This window comes from bacterium (assembly GCA_040755755.1).
In the GTDB taxonomy this organism is placed as follows: domain Bacteria; phylum SZUA-182; class SZUA-182; order DTGQ01; family DTGQ01; genus DTGQ01.
The window spans coordinates 42,123-58,599 of record JBFLZW010000035.1; the positions used below are offsets into that span (position 1 = coordinate 42,123).

At 52.4% G+C, this 16,477-nt stretch carries 14 protein-coding genes; 1 reads left to right on the forward strand and 13 read right to left on the reverse strand.

The genetic code is table 11. The annotated features are described in order from the left end of the window. Positions 1-32: 32 nt before the first annotated feature. The 13 genes from AB1611_12275 to AB1611_12335 form a co-directional block, all read right to left on the reverse strand. Positions 33-1,466, reverse strand: a complete 1,434-nt coding sequence (locus tag AB1611_12275) for a sigma-54 dependent transcriptional regulator (GenBank protein ID MEW6380367.1) — start codon at positions 1,464-1,466, stop codon at positions 33-35. A gap of 9 nt (positions 1,467-1,475) precedes the next feature. Further along, positions 1,476-2,780 carry a response regulator gene (locus tag AB1611_12280; protein ID MEW6380368.1) on the reverse strand — a complete coding sequence of 435 codons (1,305 nt, stop codon included), beginning with the start codon at positions 2,778-2,780 and terminating at the stop codon, positions 1,476-1,478. Then, on the reverse strand, positions 2,689-3,621 hold the full coding sequence (locus AB1611_12285; GenBank protein MEW6380369.1) for a PAS domain-containing protein: 933 nt from the start codon (positions 3,619-3,621) through the stop codon (positions 2,689-2,691). The genes AB1611_12280 and AB1611_12285 overlap by 92 nt, the downstream gene beginning before the upstream one ends. Before the next feature lie 209 nt (positions 3,622-3,830). Then, positions 3,831-7,436 carry a transcription-repair coupling factor gene (gene mfd / locus AB1611_12290; protein ID MEW6380370.1) on the reverse strand — a complete coding sequence of 1,202 codons (3,606 nt, stop codon included), beginning with the start codon at positions 7,434-7,436 and terminating at the stop codon, positions 3,831-3,833. Further along, the gene (gene rfaE2, locus AB1611_12295) at positions 7,402-7,929 is read right to left on the reverse strand and encodes a D-glycero-beta-D-manno-heptose 1-phosphate adenylyltransferase (GenBank protein MEW6380371.1); all 528 of its coding nucleotides are present in this window, start codon (positions 7,927-7,929) and stop codon (positions 7,402-7,404) included. The genes mfd and rfaE2 overlap by 35 nt, the downstream gene beginning before the upstream one ends. Before the next feature lie 95 nt (positions 7,930-8,024). After that, positions 8,025-9,338 carry a UDP-glucose/GDP-mannose dehydrogenase family protein gene (locus AB1611_12300; protein MEW6380372.1) on the reverse strand — a complete coding sequence of 438 codons (1,314 nt, stop codon included), beginning with the start codon at positions 9,336-9,338 and terminating at the stop codon, positions 8,025-8,027. A gap of 128 nt (positions 9,339-9,466) precedes the next feature. Continuing rightward, positions 9,467-9,763: a nucleotidyltransferase domain-containing protein gene (locus AB1611_12305; protein MEW6380373.1), complete on the reverse strand. Its 297-nt coding sequence runs from the start codon at positions 9,761-9,763 to the stop codon at positions 9,467-9,469. Between the two features lie 10 nt (positions 9,764-9,773). After that, on the reverse strand, positions 9,774-10,205 hold the full coding sequence (locus AB1611_12310; protein ID MEW6380374.1) for a hypothetical protein: 432 nt from the start codon (positions 10,203-10,205) through the stop codon (positions 9,774-9,776). Beyond that, a complete protein-coding gene (locus AB1611_12315; protein ID MEW6380375.1) occupies positions 10,192-10,482 on the reverse strand; it encodes a nucleotidyltransferase domain-containing protein in 291 nt (96 codons plus the stop codon). Before AB1611_12315 ends, AB1611_12310 begins: the two co-directional genes overlap by 14 nt. Beyond that, positions 10,473-10,973, reverse strand: a complete 501-nt coding sequence (locus tag AB1611_12320; GenBank protein MEW6380376.1) for a hypothetical protein — start codon at positions 10,971-10,973, stop codon at positions 10,473-10,475. Before AB1611_12320 ends, AB1611_12315 begins: the two co-directional genes overlap by 10 nt. A gap of 130 nt (positions 10,974-11,103) precedes the next feature. Then, positions 11,104-12,153, reverse strand: coding sequence for a glycosyltransferase family 4 protein (locus tag AB1611_12325; protein ID MEW6380377.1), 1,050 nt, complete (start codon positions 12,151-12,153; stop codon positions 11,104-11,106). Beyond that, positions 12,108-13,118, reverse strand: coding sequence for a glycosyltransferase family 2 protein (locus AB1611_12330; GenBank protein ID MEW6380378.1), 1,011 nt, complete (start codon positions 13,116-13,118; stop codon positions 12,108-12,110). The genes AB1611_12325 and AB1611_12330 overlap by 46 nt, the downstream gene beginning before the upstream one ends. After that, complete coding sequence (locus tag AB1611_12335; protein ID MEW6380379.1) at positions 13,099-14,358, reverse strand: glycosyltransferase family 4 protein; 1,260 nt, start codon at positions 14,356-14,358, stop codon at positions 13,099-13,101. Before AB1611_12335 ends, AB1611_12330 begins: the two co-directional genes overlap by 20 nt. 425 nt (positions 14,359-14,783) lie before the next feature. Between AB1611_12335 and AB1611_12340 the strand changes: the two genes are divergently transcribed. Further along, positions 14,784-16,463 carry a glycosyltransferase family 2 protein gene (locus AB1611_12340; GenBank protein ID MEW6380380.1) on the forward strand — a complete coding sequence of 560 codons (1,680 nt, stop codon included), beginning with the start codon at positions 14,784-14,786 and terminating at the stop codon, positions 16,461-16,463. The last annotated feature ends 14 nt before the right edge of the window (positions 16,464-16,477 follow it).

Below are 16,477 nucleotides of genomic sequence, written 5' to 3' on the forward strand. Positions count from 1 at the left end.
CGCTTTTCCTCCCCCAGGCTCCCACCCTAAGCTCAAGCCAAGCCGATGTCTCGGTGTTGTTTCAGGAGTGCATACAGGCGGGACCGGGAGAGACCGGACATGCGGCAGGCATCTCTGATATTACCTCTGGAGAATGACATAAGATCGTGGAGATAGCGGCGTTCTGCTTCGGCCAGCATGGCGGCGCGAAAATCTCCCAGCTTGGGAAACTCTCCGGTAAAACTGCTTCCTGTCCCTTCCGCTTTCTCCTCCCCGGCCTGAACCTCCTCGCCGGTCCGGGCCTCCTTTCCGATTGCAGCCCGGGCTGCATGGACTCGGATATAGGTTGGCAGATGTTTAGGGAACAGAAAGCGGTCGTGGCCTGCTGCGGCCAGGGTTCTCTCCAGTGTATTGACCAGCTCCCGGACATTTCCTGGCCAGGGGTAGGTGTCCAGAACATCGAAAAATTCCGGAGAGAGCTCCTTTATGGCCATCCCGTAGCGGTTGCAGAGCCTGTCGAGATGATACCGAACCAGCTCTCTGATGTCTCCGGAGCGGTCCCTGAGAGGAGGGAGCTCGATTACGAAAGAGCGAAGCCGAAAGAGAAGATCCTTCCGGAACTGCCCATTCTGGACCATCTGGTCGAGATCCCGATTGGTCGCGGCCACCAGTCTGAAATCACTCGCTATCTCCTGTTTGCCGCCCAGCGGGCGAAAATGGTGTTCCTGCAGAACCCGCAGAAAGGTTTTCTGCAGGGAGAGCGGAAGCTCACCGACCTCATCGAGAAAGAGCGTACCTCCATCGGCCTGTCTGATCAGACCGTCCCTGGTCTTATCCGCTCCGGTAAAAGCCCCCTTCTCATACCCAAACAGCACGCTTTCCACCAGGGTTTCCGGGAGTGCGGTACAATCGACCACCACGAAATTGTTCTGGGCTCTTCTGCTGTTCTCATGAATGGCGCGGGCGAAAAGCTCTTTACCGGTGCCGGTTTCACCGATAATCAGGATGCCTGCTTCACTGCCCGCTGCCTGGGCCAGAAGATCGAAACAGGCCCTCATCTGCGGGCTGTTTCCGATAATACCTTCCAGTTTCAGTGCTGCCGCAGGCTTTGCGGCCTTCTTCTCCTGCCGGTATTGGAGGGCACGAAAAAGCGGGGCAGTTATGGTATTGATCGCGGAAGGCTTTTCAAGGTAATCCCAGGCACCGCATTTAATGGCCAGCTCAGCTCCATCAGGATCACCTGCTCCGGTAATGACAATGACCTCGGGAGAGGAGGGTGTCGCCCGAAGCTTGGGCAGCACATCCAGCCCGTTGCCATCGGGCATCTGGACATCGAGAAAGGCCACGTCAATCGCTTCGGATGCGGCCTTTTTCAAACCATCCTCAAGGGTATTGGCGCAGGTGACCTTACACCCTTTGCGCCTGACCACGCAGGAGAGCATCTCACAAATCTTCTGGTCATCATCAATGATCAGCACCTTAGCCATGAAGATTTCTCATCCCCTTTCCGATAATACGGTCCGGATAGTCCGAGCCACCTCCTGCATATCGATCGGCTTGATGATCAGATCCCTGATGCCGAAATCCCTGATCCTTTGCCGTGATGCATCCTTATGGAATCCGGTGCACAGGATGATCGGGATATCAGGCCGTATGGCTATGAGCTCCCTGGCCAGTTCCGTACCGGTCATGTTCGGCATGGACTGGTCAACAATGACCAGATCAAATTGCTGCGGCTGAGCACGGAAGGCTTCCAAAGCCTCAAGGCTGCTCGTTCTCGAAAAGACCTTGTAGCCGAGATGACTCAGTATCTTCTGCCCGACGAAGATGACCGCTTCCTCATCGTCAACAAGGAGGATGCTTTCCTCTCCCCGGAGAAAGGGAGCGGACCACCCGCCCTTCGGCTTCATTGGTTCCTGCTCCTGCCCCTTCTGAACATTGCAGTCAAGAGCCTGCCTGAGCAGCTCCCTGGCCTGCTGAATAGCTTTGAGCATGGCATGAAGGTGGGACAGGGCCGGATTTTTCTCGGATAGGCCATCGATTATCTGCTCTGCATAGCCCATCATGGATGCCAGGATATTATTTAAATCATGGACAGTCCGCTCGGCCAGAGCATGATCAGCCTTCCGCAAAGCTTCTTCGGTCAGCCTGCATTTGACGATTTCCCCGATCAGACCGGCTGAAATACCCAGATAACGCTTGACAAGATCAATCAGAAGGGGAGACCAGTTGCTGGACGAAGATACCTGCAGGGCGAGACAGTCGGCTTCAAGACCATACTTTTCGGCAATTTTCCGAAGCCTCTCACGGGACCGGGGCGGATTTCCATACCCCAGGCTGATGCTCCCGGCGATTTCCCCTCCCGCCAGGATCGGAACTGCAAACAGGTGAATGCCACCCTGACAATTGCTGTCAACCGGACGGCCTGTTTCCATGGCCTGTTTTGCAGCTTCCCAGCACGATTCATGACAGTGCCACCTGCCGCTCTTCAGTGCTTCTTTATTGTCGTCGGTATTGCAGAGATTGCGGGATGCCTGGTCAAGCAGGCGACACCAGCCCGAAGAGAAAATACCCAGAACATAATCTCCATTTTTTTCGTAGATGGCTACTGAAGCTCCAATCAAGTCAAAGAAAGGATTTACAATATCAAAAAGCAGGTCCTCTCCTACCGAATCCGCCAGCAGTCGGCAGGTATTGAGCTCTCCGAGGTTACCATAGGGCGGTTCGTAAATTCCCCTGTGCTTTCTCCGCTGAGATGATTCGGGCTCTCCTTGTATGGCTGATATCACTTGATCTTCCACATCGCGTCTCCTTATGCTGCTCCACTTCAGCAATCTCTATCCACCGACCGATAATTTCCTGCGGTCTGCTGTCACTGTCTCTCATCAATCCAAGCACATTATGCACCAGGTGATAGGTGCCATCCTTATGTCGAAACCTGTAACTGAAGGTATAATATTCCTTTTCTGCCAGACGGGTCAGGAGGGTGAGGATGCGGGTAACATCCTCCGGATGAACATGATCGATCCAGAACCCCGGATCGCTCAGGAATTCCGCTGGTTCATAGCCGAAAAGAGCCTTTACTTTCCGGCTTACAAAGGTAAAGGGATAACCACCTGTCGGCTGGCAGGCGTATATAACCGGCGAGCTGATAAGGGGAAGACATTTTGATCGCCTTCGGCCACCCCTGTTTACCTGCCGCACCTTCCGGCATTCATTACTGATATCAGTAATAAATGCATAATAATACTGGATATTCCCTTCAAAATCACAAACCGGATGAATGAACACCTCTACGATAACTCTCGATCCGTCCTGGCGGATACACTCTTTCTCGTAGAGCTGCGGCTGGCCCGTAAGGTGCAGATATTCCAAGGCCCTGGTTTCCGTTTCCCGCCACTCGGAGGGTGTAAGATCCATAGCCCAGTCCATACTTCGTAATTCCCGTTCAGGGTAGCCAAGAAGCTCACAGCACGGGCGGTTGAAAGCGATTATACGTCCATCAAGATAACCCACCCAAAAAGGTTGTGAGGTACGCCTGCTGATATCAGCCAGATACCGTAACCGTTCCTGATCATCTTCCTCCCGATCGGGGGACCAGATTGGCAGCCTCTTTTTTTCATTTTGCATTTCAGATTGCATTTTAGATGGTTCACACTTCACAACATTCACCTGCCATGGATCAGGTTTTCTATCATCTGTTTGAGAAAGGCTCTGTGATGGCTCCATTATCGTTATCGGCATGGTGGGCGGTTAAATTTGGATAATGAGGGGAGTGAGTGGGAATTGGAAACTTATTCAGGCACACAGGGACAAAGGCACAAAGGGATAAAGAAGATACAATAGTTGGTTTATGATTCCCGCTCCCCTCTTCCTTCCGCCCCCGTCGCCGCCTTTTCCAGAACCTGGAAAAAATCCTGGACCTCCCGCATCAGGGCTTCTCCATGGGTATTGGCTACGGTCATCGAGAGGTCGCCGGGGGGAGAGAGGCGCAAGACTTTGCCGTTCTTCTGGACAAGCTGAATCAACGCCGGCGGAGAAATCGGGGTTCTCTCGTCAAAGGTAAAGCTGACCTGATCCCCGGCCCGGTGGACGGCTTTTACCTTCCATTTCTGGCAGAGCAGGCGCAGTTGCAGGTGCTGGAAGAAGAGCCTGGCCGCATCCGGCAGAGCGCCGTATCGGTCTTCCAGCTCCTCTTTCCATGACTTGAGGGCTTCATCATTTTCGAGCAGGGAGGCCCGCTTGTAGAGGTTCAGCCGCTGATTGGTGTCCGGCACATAAAAGTCGGGCAGATGGGCTTCGACCTGAAGATCGATGGTAATATCGAGGCTGGTTTCTACCGGCTCACCCTGCATTTCCTGAACAGCCTGGCGGATCAGGTCGCAGTAGAGATCAAAGCCTACGGCTGCAATCTGGCCATGCTGCTCTGCTCCCAGGAGATTACCCGCACCCCGGATTTCCATGTCTCTGGCTGCCAGGCGAAACCCCGATCCCAGTTCGCTCAGTTCCTGGATAGCCACCATCCGCTTCCGGGCCTCCTCGGTGAGGGCATCCTCGCCCGGAATGATCAGGTAGGCAAAGGCCCTTCGGCTCGACCGGCCAACCCTTCCCCGGAGCTGGTACAACTGGGCCAGCCCGTAGCGGTGGGCCTGGTTGATGATAATCGTATTGGCTGCCGGAATATCCAGCCCCGATTCGACAATGGTGGTGCAGACCAGGATATCATACTTGTGCTGCACAAAATCCAGCATGATCTTCTCAAGCTGCCGCTCTTCCATCTGGCCGTGAGCAACGGCGATTCTGGCCGATGGAACGAGGCCGCGGACATAATCGGCGATCTTTTCGATATTTTCCACCCGGTTATGGACGAAAAAGACCTGCCCTTCCCGCTCCATTTCCCGGATAATGGCCTGGGTGATAATATCCGGATCGAATTTGATGATATGGGTCTGGATAGCCAGCCGGTCCGCAGGGGGGGTGTCGATAACGCTGAGATCCCGGACACCGGTCAGGGCCATGTTCAGGGTCCGGGGGATAGGGGTGGCGGTAAGGGTCAGGACATCCACCGAGCTTCGCAGGGTTTTCAGCCGCTCCTTGTGGGCCACGCCAAAGCGCTGCTCCTCGTCGATGATGACCAGGCCAAGATTGCGAAATTCGATGTCTTTTTGCAGCAGCCGATGAGTGCCGATCACCACATCCACCGTACCGTCCCGAAGGCCCTGAATCGTCTCCTGCTGCTGCCTGCGGGAGCGAAAGCGGCTGAGCATCTCGACCTTCACCGGATAGGGGGAGAGTCGCTGGGAAAATTTCTGGAAATGCTGCTCCACCAGAATGGTGGTCGGAGCAACCAGGGCGACCTGCCTGTTGCCGGTGATGGCCTTGAAAGCCGCCCGCAGGGCCACTTCGGTCTTCCCGTAGCCCACATCCCCGCAGACCAGCCTGTCCATGGGCCGTGGCTGCTCCATGTCCTCCTTGACATCCCGGATGGCCCTGGCCTGGTCCGGGGTCTCCTCATATTCAAAGGATGCCTCAAACTCCCGCTGCCAGGGTGTGTCGGCGGGAGCGGCAAAGCCGCTGGCAATCGAGCGGGCTGCATAGAGCTTCAGCAGATCCTCGGCCATTTTTTTCACCGAATTCTTCACCCGCGCCTTGGTTTTGCCCCAACTGGTGCCGCCCAGTTTGTCCAGCTTGGGAATGGCACCGCCCGAACCCGAATACTTCTGGACCATGTTCAGTTTTTCCGGCGGGATATAGAGCTTGTCGCCATCACAATATTCCACCAGCATGAAATCCTTGCGGATGTCCCCGACAGCCAGCTTCTTCAGCCCCAGGTAGCGGCCAATGCCGTGCTCCACGTGCACCACATAATCCCCTTCTTTCAGGTCGCGGAAGGTAGAGATAACCGCAGCCGGGCGACGGCCTTTGAATGCAGGAATTTTTTTCCGCTCACCGAAAATCTCCTGGTCCGTGATCAGTACCAGCGACAGGCCGGGCAGGTAGAATCCGTGTGAAACCTCTCCCAGACAGATCAGGGGAGGCAATACTGCTTCATCCCCTGCCGACAGGAGCGGGACCGCATCCTCCTCACCCAGACGCCGTACACCCAATTCATATTCCCGGAACAGTTCCTCGAGCCGCTCGGCCTGGCTTTCACTGCCGCAAACCAGAACAATCAATTGATGCTTCCGGTGCCAGGATTTGATCTCCGAAGTCAGATTCTCAAGGTACGAGGTGCGGTCCCGGCCCATGATTTTCGATTTTCCAACCAGGCCGCTGACCGATTTTACCGTAAAGGAAACAGTATCCGGGGCTGATTCCCCGATTTCAGCCAGGGTCGCTGTCTTCAGGGCGCGCAGGGAAAAAACCTGCCGTCCGGGGAAATATTCCTGCTGAATGTCCGTCCACTGCCGGTACCCTTCCCTGGGAGGGGGATAGGGGAGATTTTCCCGGTGCACCTGGTGGTATCTTCGTTCGACTTCGTTCTGAAAGTCCTCGGCAGCCCGCTGTACGGCACCGGGTTCGGAGAGAAAAATATGGCCGTCTGCGGGCAAATACTGAAAGAGGGTATCCGTGCGGGAGTAAAGGTAGGGGATATAATGCACCAGACCCGGAAAAGGAACTGCCTGGTCCAGTTGGGCCTGGAGCAGCTCGATCTTCGACTGGTACAAATACGAATCCCCAAACTCCTGCCTGAGCCTGAGGGAAAGATGGTGGCAGTGCTCCCGGTTGAGAATGGCCTCCGTCACCGGCAGGACGATCACTTCCTCCAGGAATTTCTCGGACCGCTGGGTCGAAGGATTAAATTGCCGGATCGATTCGATGGTATCGCCGAAAAACTCCAGGCGTACGGGCGATGAATGACCCGGCGGGAAAATGTCCAGCACCCCACCCCGGACGCTGTAATCGCCAGGATCTTCCACCAGGTCCACCATCCGGTATCCTCCCCGCACCAGCAGGCCGATGATTTCCTCCCGCTCGATGGTCTCTCCGGCCCCAAAAAATCCTACCGTGCTGTTAAACACCCTCTTGGGCATAAGGTTTTGCAGGGCAGCCTCAACCGGAGCCACCACCATGCCTGCCGGGTGGTTGAGCAGGGCATAGAGTGATTCGATCCGGCGGCTGACCACTTCAGGCAGCGGCGACTGGGCCTCATAGGGGAGGATTTCCCAGGCGGGAAACAGGTGAACGGAATACCCGGCTGCCTGCGGATGGATCATGCGGACAAAAAACTGCAGATCCTGGTAGAGCTTTTCAGCCAGCTCGCAAGAGGGTGCCAGGATGAGAAAATTCCCGGTCAACTGCCCCCGCAGGAGAGCGATGAGGAGCTCTTTACTGGTTTCCCACAGTCCCTCGAGATGAATATGTTTTTCTCCCTTCTCCAGGGCTTTTAAAACCGGAGCAAGGAAGGTATCGAGATTGCTGTTATTTGGCATTTCCCTGCAAAGTGCGCTCGCCATTTCCTCCAAAACGACTTCGGATGAGGTTGATAATGGTGGTGGTCGAAACATCGGGAACCAGCGGGATGCGGACAACCCTGCCTCCCCCCGCTTCCACCACCTCACGCCCGATGATCTGATCATATCCCCAATCGGCCCCTTTGACTAAAATGTCCGGCTGCACCAGGGAGATGAGCCTGAGCGGGTCAGGCTCATCGAAGACAACCACCAGGTCCACACATTCGAGGGCAGCCAGAACCTCCGCCCGCTGCTCCTGGGGGAGAATCGGACGGCTCTCCCCCTTGATGAGCCGGATAGAGCGGTCACTGTTCAATCCGATCAGGAGACAATCGCCGCAGGCTCTGGCTTCCTGGAGATAGCGGGTATGCCCTACGTGGAGAAGATCGAAGCAGCCATTGGTGAAAACGATCTTCTCTCCTTTTGCCTTTCGCCCGGTGACGATATCCTGAATCCTGTCAATCGGCTGAATTTTCAGCCTGGGATCTACGAGCACTTCACTCCTTTCCTTATCTATACTTAAAGCGGACCGACAACCTCCTGCCAACTGCAGATGTCTTTACTGGCCACTGGCCACTGAGCACTCCTTCCTCACGGTCTGCCGATGCCGTAGTAGATAAATCCCCTCTCGCGCATCAGTTTGGGGTCATAGAGGTTGCGGCCATCGAAAATAACCGGGGTCCGCATGAGTTGCTTGATCCGGTCAAAGTTCGGGCGGCGGAATTCGTTCCATTCGGTGATTACCAGCAGGCCGTCAGCTCCTTCGAGGCACTCGTAATTACGGGAGCAGAGCTGAATTTTATCCTTGAAAATCTCCCTGGCCCGGTCCATAGCCGCAGGATCGTAAGCCCGGATACTGGCCCCTTCAGCCAGCAAGTGGTTGATAATATTCAAGGATGCAGCCTCACGCATATCATCGGTCTGGGATTTGAAAGCCAGTCCCCACAGGGCCAGGAGCTTTCCCTTCACTCCTTCCTGACCACAGTTCCTGAAATGCTCACATACTTTGAGTCCGAGAAGGTTTTTCTGACAGTTATTGACCTTTTCCACAGCCCTTAAGATTTCCATGGGATACTGGTACTTTTCAGCGGTACGGATAATGGCCTTGACATCTTTGGGAAAGCACGATCCGCCATAGCCGACGCCGGGGAAAAGGAACGAGTGGCCGATCCGGGAATCGGTACTGATGCCCATCCGCACCATGTCAATATCCGCGCCCACCCGCTCGCACAGGTTAGCCAGCTCGTTCATGAAGGAAATCCGGGTGGCCAGCATGGCATTGGCGGCGTATTTGGTCATTTCCGCAGATTTGATGTCCATGATAATGATAGGGTTTCCGGTCCTGACAAAGGGGGAATAAAGCTCCCTCATGATATCGGCTACCTTGGGACTATCACAGCCGATAATGACCCGGTCCGGCTTCATGAAGTCCGCGACAGCCGCCCCTTCCTTCAAAAATTCGGGGTTGGACACTACATCAAACTCAATTGGGGTTTCCCTGGCTATTGTCTGGCGTACCAGTTCGGCTGTGCCGACCGGGACAGTGCTTTTATCCACAATGATCTTGTAGGAATCCATGATCTGACCGATGGACCTGGCTACAGCCAGCACATGCTGCAAGTCTGCTGACCCGTCCTCGTCCGGAGGAGTGCCTACGGCAATGATATTGATCAGAGATTCCCTGACCCCTTCAGCCAGATCGGTGGTGAACTGAAGCCGCCCTTCGCGGCTGTTTCGCTGCACCAGATCCTCCAGGCCAGGTTCGTAGATGGGGATTTTGCCCTGCCTGAGGCCGGCGATCTTTTGCTCGTCAATGTCCACACAAATTACATCACTGCCATTTTCAGCAAAACAGGCACCGGTTACCAGCCCTACATAACCAGTTCCTATGACACAGATATTCATCAGGTATCTCCTTCTGTATCTCTTATGAGTTATTTCCGGGTTCGGATCCGTTCGTTCGTTGACGCTGGTCCAAACGTGTCAGATAAGTGATGATGCAGACCTTGCTCTCCCTTAACCTCCTTCCAAGATCAGTAAGCTGTGTGAGGTCCCTGAGCTTCATAGAGAACTTTTTCTTTTTTCTCTATATATCGTGTGAAGCGGGTTGCCGGGCTCAGTGGAACGATGTCAACAGGAGTATGCAGCTCTTCCTCTAACATGGCTCCGAATTCAAAAATCTTCCACCCTTCCAGGCCATCACAGGCCAGGTCCAAATCATGAGCCTTTTCCAGCTCTTCCAGGGCGCTTCCAAAAAGAACCAGCTTTCTTACACCATATTTTTTGGCTAAAGTTATGCAAAGCTCTAACTGATTTTGATTAATCCCCATAAGACATCGGCTATTTCACCGCCTTAATCCCGGCATCCTCAAGATATTTTTCTATTCTCCCAAGGCTCTCGAAAATCGTCCGGGATTTATTGACGATTTCGTTATAGATATCTTCCAACTGCTCCGGCAGGTAGACATGGGCTATCTTATTTCGCAGCAGTCTTGCCTCCAGCCAGAATCCGATATCGTCGATGAGTCCCATTTTCTGCATCATCAGCAACCGGTCCCTGAGCGTGTCGCTGCTTTTGGCATTGATGAAAATTTCCAATCCCTTAAAGAAGCCGAGAATCAGTTCAACGCTTTTTTCAAATCTGAACGAAAGGGAGTCGTAATATTCAAGCTCAGGAGGAGTATACAGTTTTTCCGGGTCATAGGGGGAAAACCTCTCTATGGAGGCTTTCAACAGGTTGCATCCTTTTTTGAGATTCTTAAATTCGTTCAATATCAAGCCGCTGCGCACCTTTGATTATCTCCTGGCAAAACGGGTCATCCTCCTTGTATATCACAACATCAAGCTGCTGCTCGCATATCGAAAAGAATTTGGCTTGGATGCGTAAAGAGAGTTGTAAGGGATTACCCTCTGTCTCTGGCACGAGGAGAATATCGATGTCCCCGCCTTTTTTCGTATCGTCAAGCCTTGAGCCGAAAAGGTAAACATCACCCTGAAAATCCGCCAGACAGTATTTGAGAGCCCTTTGTTCACACTCGTCTAGTCGCATGACGGGCGATCGATCTCCTTTTCTACGGTATCCAGGAATTGGGCAATATCTTTCTGATAAAGCCCTTTGAGCCTCCTGGCACTGTCGAGTGGTATTTTCACCTTTTCATAGCGAAGCTCATAGGAGTATGCATGCCGGAAAAAGTACCGGAAGGCACGAAGCTCATCGAGCTCTCGGTAAGCTTCATTCGAGATCAAGGGGGGCCGTAAGCCCTCCACGGAGAGGGTTATCCTGCGCAACAGCACCTTACACTGAGTGCTATCCTTGGACAGCATCCCCAGGATACGATTCTCAAAGCAGCAGGCTACTATCTTAAAGAGATACTCAAATGCGCAGTACAGATTGTGCAATTGGTAGCCAAGACTTTCAAGCTTTGCCTTACTTGCTTGTGCTCCTCTTTCTCTATCTTCCACTTCGTTATAAATTCTCTCTATCTCTTTAACTTGAGCCTCTATTTCGGCTTTGAGAAGGTTGAATTCTATCATCTCCATTTTCGTCTCTCTGCTGCCAGGTAAAGGTAACTGCCCATAACGCCTGGTCCTTCTCCTCCATACCTGCATTCTAAAGCCAAAAGGGACCATTGTCAAGGATCAGCAAGGCAAGAGATTCTCCCACTTACCTTTAAGACAAAAGGCGTGAGGAAAGCTCATCGGCAAGTTTCTTCCCGACAGCGGGAATGGAAAAATGCTCCTCCACCTTCCGGCGGGCATTGGCGCCCATTTCCTTTCTCAGCCCGGCATCGGTGATGAGGGTATTCAGGGTCTGATAAAACCCCCCGGGTGATGAAACCACAAATCCCTCACGGCCATGCTCGACAATGTCGCGGTTACTGCCAACATCGGAGCAGACAGCAGGGACTGCAGCAGCCATGTATTGCAGGATCTTGTATCCGCATTTGCCCTGCGTCCACTGGTTATCGGGCAGCGGCATCACCCCGATATCGAACCGGGCTACCTCCTGGTCCTGGATCTCGAGTGTCCAGGGAATGTGCCTGACCGTGACTCCGGGAATATCGATTGCGGCATCACAGACAACATTGACCTGAATATTATGACTGCGCGCCAGAGACTGAAATACCGGAGACAGCATCTTCAGATGGTGCAGGTTGCCTTTCCCCCCCACCCAGCCGATAATGACCCTGACAGGATCACCGGTACCGGCATCGTTTTGGTAGCATTTCTGCGGTATATTGCGGGTTTCCACTGCCGACGGGACTACGGTCACGTTGTGGTTGAATTGACCGGCATAATCAGCCAGAATCCGGTTTCCGGCAACCACAAGGTCAACGCTGCGGACAAGGCATTGAAATTTCAGGCTCCTTGTTCTGCTTTCCGCCTGTGCATGCCGGTCATCATGGTAATAGATGGCATCATCGAAATCAAAGACCAACTGTTTGGCATTGTGCCTGAAAAGCCGGGCCTCAAGCGGCGTAAGCAGCTTCTTTTGCAGGTAAATGATATCAAAATGTCCAAGCTGCCGGAGAATTTTGATCTTTTCAGGAATTGTTTTTGGATAGGGGACGGCAACCGGATCAATTCCCCGGTTGCGTATTTCCGGTACCAGGTTCAAAACCCTGATCCGGCTGCTTGGCAGCTTCTCGTCCTGATAGATAAACAAAATCCTGTTCATGTCCTTGATTTCCCCTGACCGTGCGGCCTGCTGCCGCACCATAATCTCTCCCTCAGACAGCCGCCCCCCGGAGGCAACCTTCCCGCTTTTCCCGTGATCCCGTGGAACGCTCCCAGGGCTATGGCATACACCTTGAGCATCTTCCGGTCTTCAAAAAGAAGGATTCGGGCGATATCCTTGCGGCTTTTTTTGAGCACCCGGACCGTACCCCGGATTTTGCCATACTGCTCGCGTGCCAATATGAGGCGATTCCGGGTCATGTAATACCGCCTGAGCGGGTTGTGGTGCGATGTCTCCAGAGTCTGCCAGAGAAACTTATGACTTCTCCGGGCACCCACCGGATGGAGCATGCCGAGAGGGAGCGAGAGAAGTATCCTGTACCCGAAGTTGCGGAGTCTCAGACAATACTCATGATCAATCTGGTCAATGAATAACTCTTCGCGGAAAGGACCGACTCTGTCAAAAGCCGCAATGGACAACAGGCTGCCGGAGGTAATCAGGGTTTTTTCTTCTACCCATGATAGCGCAGGCTCACCCGCAACCCTGGCACAGAGCGGTTGCCGGTAAACATATCCATTGTTCGGGTCCTGATAATTAGTTCCTATCATGCCTGTTTCTTCCCGGAAGGGGCAGTCCTGATAGGCAGCGGCCAGATTGTCTACCATACTTTCCAAAGGTATAGTATCCTGATCGAGCGTTAAAGCCCAGAGGCACCCTTGCGCCCTGGCCCACCGCACACCCTGGTTAAGCGCAGCGGCAACGCCCAGGTTATCGGCGTTGAGAATCAGGTGAGCGTTCAGGGAGGGAGCAGCTTTATTCAACATGGCAACCGCCGGACTGGAGGAGTGGTTATCGACAATAACCATACGGCCGGCCTGTTTTGCTGCCTTTATTGCGCGTTCAGGGAAACCGGCATCGGGATGATAGGTAACGATGATGGCACAAATATTCTCCTTCCTGGGGCCGACAGCCTCTTGCATGGTTTTATCAGCAGTATGATCTCCCATTGTCCTTATCTTTCATCTTCCCTGCATCCTCATTATCATTGCGGTCTGGTTCCCTTTCCGAAATCTTGGGTTTCGGCAGGTCAGATTTCAGCACATCGGAAACGATGCTTCTCAAATTTTCAGCAAAATCAAGGTACTGAACGCTGTCTCGAATCTGCTTTCGATACAGGGGATTTGCTGCCCGTTGCATTACCTGGGTAAAATCCTCGACACTCTTTCTGAGCTGATCGCTCCGGACCGGGAATGACAGAATAACGCCGGTATTGCCTGGCTGAATGACCTCGGCGCAACCGTTGCGGTCGGTGGTCAATACCGGGACTCCTGCTGCCAATGCCTCCAGAGAGGCGTTGCTGAAGGGATCGTATCTGGTCGGCAGGATAAATCCATCAGCCAGGGCTAAATACCGGGAAGCTTCTTCCTGCGGTCCCAAAAAATGAATCCGCTCCGAGATAAAAAGCCTGCCGGCCATTTTCCGGTAAGGCCCCGTCTCACCCTTGCCGACAATGAGCAGATGGAAGTCCGGCGGCAGATGCTGCATCCCTTCGATTGCATATTCCAGCCCTTTCCTCTCAAAGCCGGTGCCGGTAAAGAGGAGAAATCGTGAACCTGCCGGAAGCTGGTGCCGTGCCAGAAGCTCTCCCTTTATCTCGTCCTTATGATGAAAGAGATATTCAAAAGATTTCCACTCCACCCCGTTATGCACGACCTTGATTTTCTGTGGAGAGATACGGTAACGGGCTGCTATTTCCTGCTTCACCATTTCCGAGTTGCAGTAGAGCCTCTGTAACCGGGGGCTCTCAATGGCTTTTTTTTCATAGGTCAGCTTCAGCCGGTGAAACATACTGGCAGAGCGAAGTATCCGGGCGGGAATACTCCTGGTTTCATCCCGATATTCGAGAAAAGACCGGTGAGTTCCTCCCCCTGCCCGCATATGGGTCTGGCCGTCCGTGTAATCGATACCGAACACTACATCATAAGAATGCAGTCGCACATGGCGGCTTACCGCTGTCTGAAAGGCGATGAGCCGTCCGGCCCTCCCCAGGTTTTGATGCCCCAGCGGGGTTATGGCAAGCCGATCACGATTATGGTCCGGCCAGTCGTCCGGCCATTTTTGTCCCGGCAGCGTAAGGAGGTTGACCGAGCAGCCAGCCTCAAGAAAAGCGTGGATAAGCCGGACTGAGTATTTTTCAGCTCCACCCGGTGTTTTATACGTAGCCTTGACGAAAGCTACCTGCTTCATGGTTCCCTGTGATTCTCCCCGCCATTCAGTGATCAGTGGCCAGTGGTCAGTGATCAGTAAAAAACTGGAAATTGGAAACTGATGTTTGGCAACTGACAACTGGTATTTCTTTCCCTGAATTATATGGGGATTCGATTCCCTGATGCAAGCGAATTGTTATTGATAAGGCTTATAATAAAACCAGGAAATGACGGTTCAGGCGATTGTAAAATATTCCTTGCACATCGGAACGGAGATGCTATAAAATATAAGCTTATGATTTTGAGAATTTGTTGGGTTAAGATATTCATCAACAGGGAATTTCTTTATGATTGCATGCCTCCGCTGCCGCTCAAACCTCTTAATACCCACTCCAAGCAGTGATTTTCTTGAACACCAACCGAATATCTTCTCGTACAAATCAAAAATTTTTAAGGGCTAACTAAATGCCGAAGATAAGAGACTATCCAGCAGTAGTCGCCAATTTCACCAGGGATCTTGCCAGGGGAGATTTCCGGGCCATCTGGAACAGGCTGTTCGGTTACTTCCTGTATAAGCTCCACAAAAACTTGAAGGATGACAGCCCTATCAGATATTCGCTCTGGAAATATTATCATTCCAGGAGACGATGTGAAAGCGATAGCTCTGCACAGGTAAGGTTTGCCATTATCTACTTCTTTGACGGAAAACTGGACAGGTCGGCTTATCACAAGATAACGAAACGGTTGCAGAACCAAAACTACAAGAATTACAGTCTCTTAGTAGCTGGCCCAGACAGTAATATCGATCAGCTTATCCATGAGCTTGACAGGGGACAGGGAGTGGAGCAGGCAACTGAACATGTATTTATTTGCTTCATTGAGCAGGGGGATATGATAGCCCGGCACGCTCTGAGCAGTGTAGCCAAGGCATTTCAGGATGACAGCAGCAGGGAATTATTTTACAGTGATGAAGATGTCATCAATAAATATGGCATACGGGTGAATCCCTATTTCAAGCCGCAGTATGCTCCCCTGATGCTCATGAGTCATAACTACCTGAATGCCTTTCTCTGTATTCGGTTAACCGACCAGGTTATGCAGGGAATCAGGACTATCGGAAAAATCAATCAGGCTTCACTCTACCGGCTGGTGTTAAAGCTGACCAGAGGCCGGATAAGGATATCGAGAATCGCTGATGTCTTATACCACCGGCACTGGCAGAATGCCATCAGGCTGGAGACTGTTTCAACCCGGCATATAGTTCAGGATGAGATCATGGCCCGCTCGCTCAAGGCAAGGGTTTTGAGCTATGATCCTGCGGGATTTACTGTTCTGAAATTTTATCCTGAAGGAAATCCCAGAGTATCGATTATCATCCCCTTCAAAGATAAAATACCGCTCCTAGCCACCTGTATCCAAAGCATTGAGGCAAAATCAACCTATCGCAATTATGAGATTATTCTCATTGATAATAGAAGCATTGAAAAAGCAACGCTCGATTATCTCCGAAATACCCGGCACCGGATAATCACGGCGGACATAGACTTCAACTACGCGAAATTAAATAACATGGGAGTCCAGGCAACCGAGGGCGAATATATAATCCTTCTGAACAACGATACTGAAATAATCACTCCTGACTGGATAGAAAGTATGCTTGGTCTGGCCCAGCTTCCCGAAGTGGGAGCAGTCGGGGCCAAGCTTCTCTTCCCCGACAACACTATTCAGCATGCCGGTGTGGTCATGGGCTGCCGTCACATAAATAGATTCCTCGGGGCATATGAAGGCGGTTACAAGCATTATAACAACCTGATACGGGAATATGGCTGTGTTACGGGGGCCTGTTTGATGATCTCCAAAAACAAATACCTTGAGGTGGGTGGGCTTACCGAATCCCTGGCTGTTGAAGGCAATGACGTCGATTTCTGTTTCAAACTGGCCAGGGCAGGGTATTACAATGTCTATAATCCTCATTGTGTCCTTTACCACTATGAATCGGTATCGAGAAAAGGCAAGTTTCAGGCTGCCGTCCAGAAGGAACGTATCTATATGCAGCAAAACTGGAAAGAATTCATGGTCAATGACCGGTTTTATAATCCGAATTTCGCCCCTAACCGACGTGATTACTGTATCAGGATAGATTAAGCCTGATAATTACC

Coding starts and splice junctions, on each gene's coding strand:
- AB1611_12275 (MEW6380367.1), bottom strand. CDS start 1,466: ATGGCTAAGGTGCTGATCATTGATGATGACCAGAAGATTTGTGAGATG.
- AB1611_12285 (MEW6380369.1), bottom strand. CDS start 3,621: ATGCAATCTGAAATGCAAAATGAAAAAAAGAGGCTGCCAATCTGGTCC.
- mfd (MEW6380370.1), bottom strand. CDS start 7,436: ATGGCGAGCGCACTTTGCAGGGAAATGCCAAATAACAGCAATCTCGAT.
- AB1611_12300 (MEW6380372.1), bottom strand. CDS start 9,338: ATGAATATCTGTGTCATAGGAACTGGTTATGTAGGGCTGGTAACCGGT.
- AB1611_12305 (MEW6380373.1), bottom strand. CDS start 9,763: ATGGGGATTAATCAAAATCAGTTAGAGCTTTGCATAACTTTAGCCAAA.
- AB1611_12315 (MEW6380375.1), bottom strand. CDS start 10,482: ATGCGACTAGACGAGTGTGAACAAAGGGCTCTCAAATACTGTCTGGCG.
- AB1611_12320 (MEW6380376.1), bottom strand. CDS start 10,973: ATGGAGATGATAGAATTCAACCTTCTCAAAGCCGAAATAGAGGCTCAA.
- AB1611_12325 (MEW6380377.1), bottom strand. CDS start 12,153: ATGGTGCGGCAGCAGGCCGCACGGTCAGGGGAAATCAAGGACATGAAC.
- AB1611_12330 (MEW6380378.1), bottom strand. CDS start 13,118: ATGGGAGATCATACTGCTGATAAAACCATGCAAGAGGCTGTCGGCCCC.
- AB1611_12335 (MEW6380379.1), bottom strand. CDS start 14,358: ATGAAGCAGGTAGCTTTCGTCAAGGCTACGTATAAAACACCGGGTGGA.
- AB1611_12340 (MEW6380380.1), top strand. CDS start 14,784: ATGCCGAAGATAAGAGACTATCCAGCAGTAGTCGCCAATTTCACCAGG.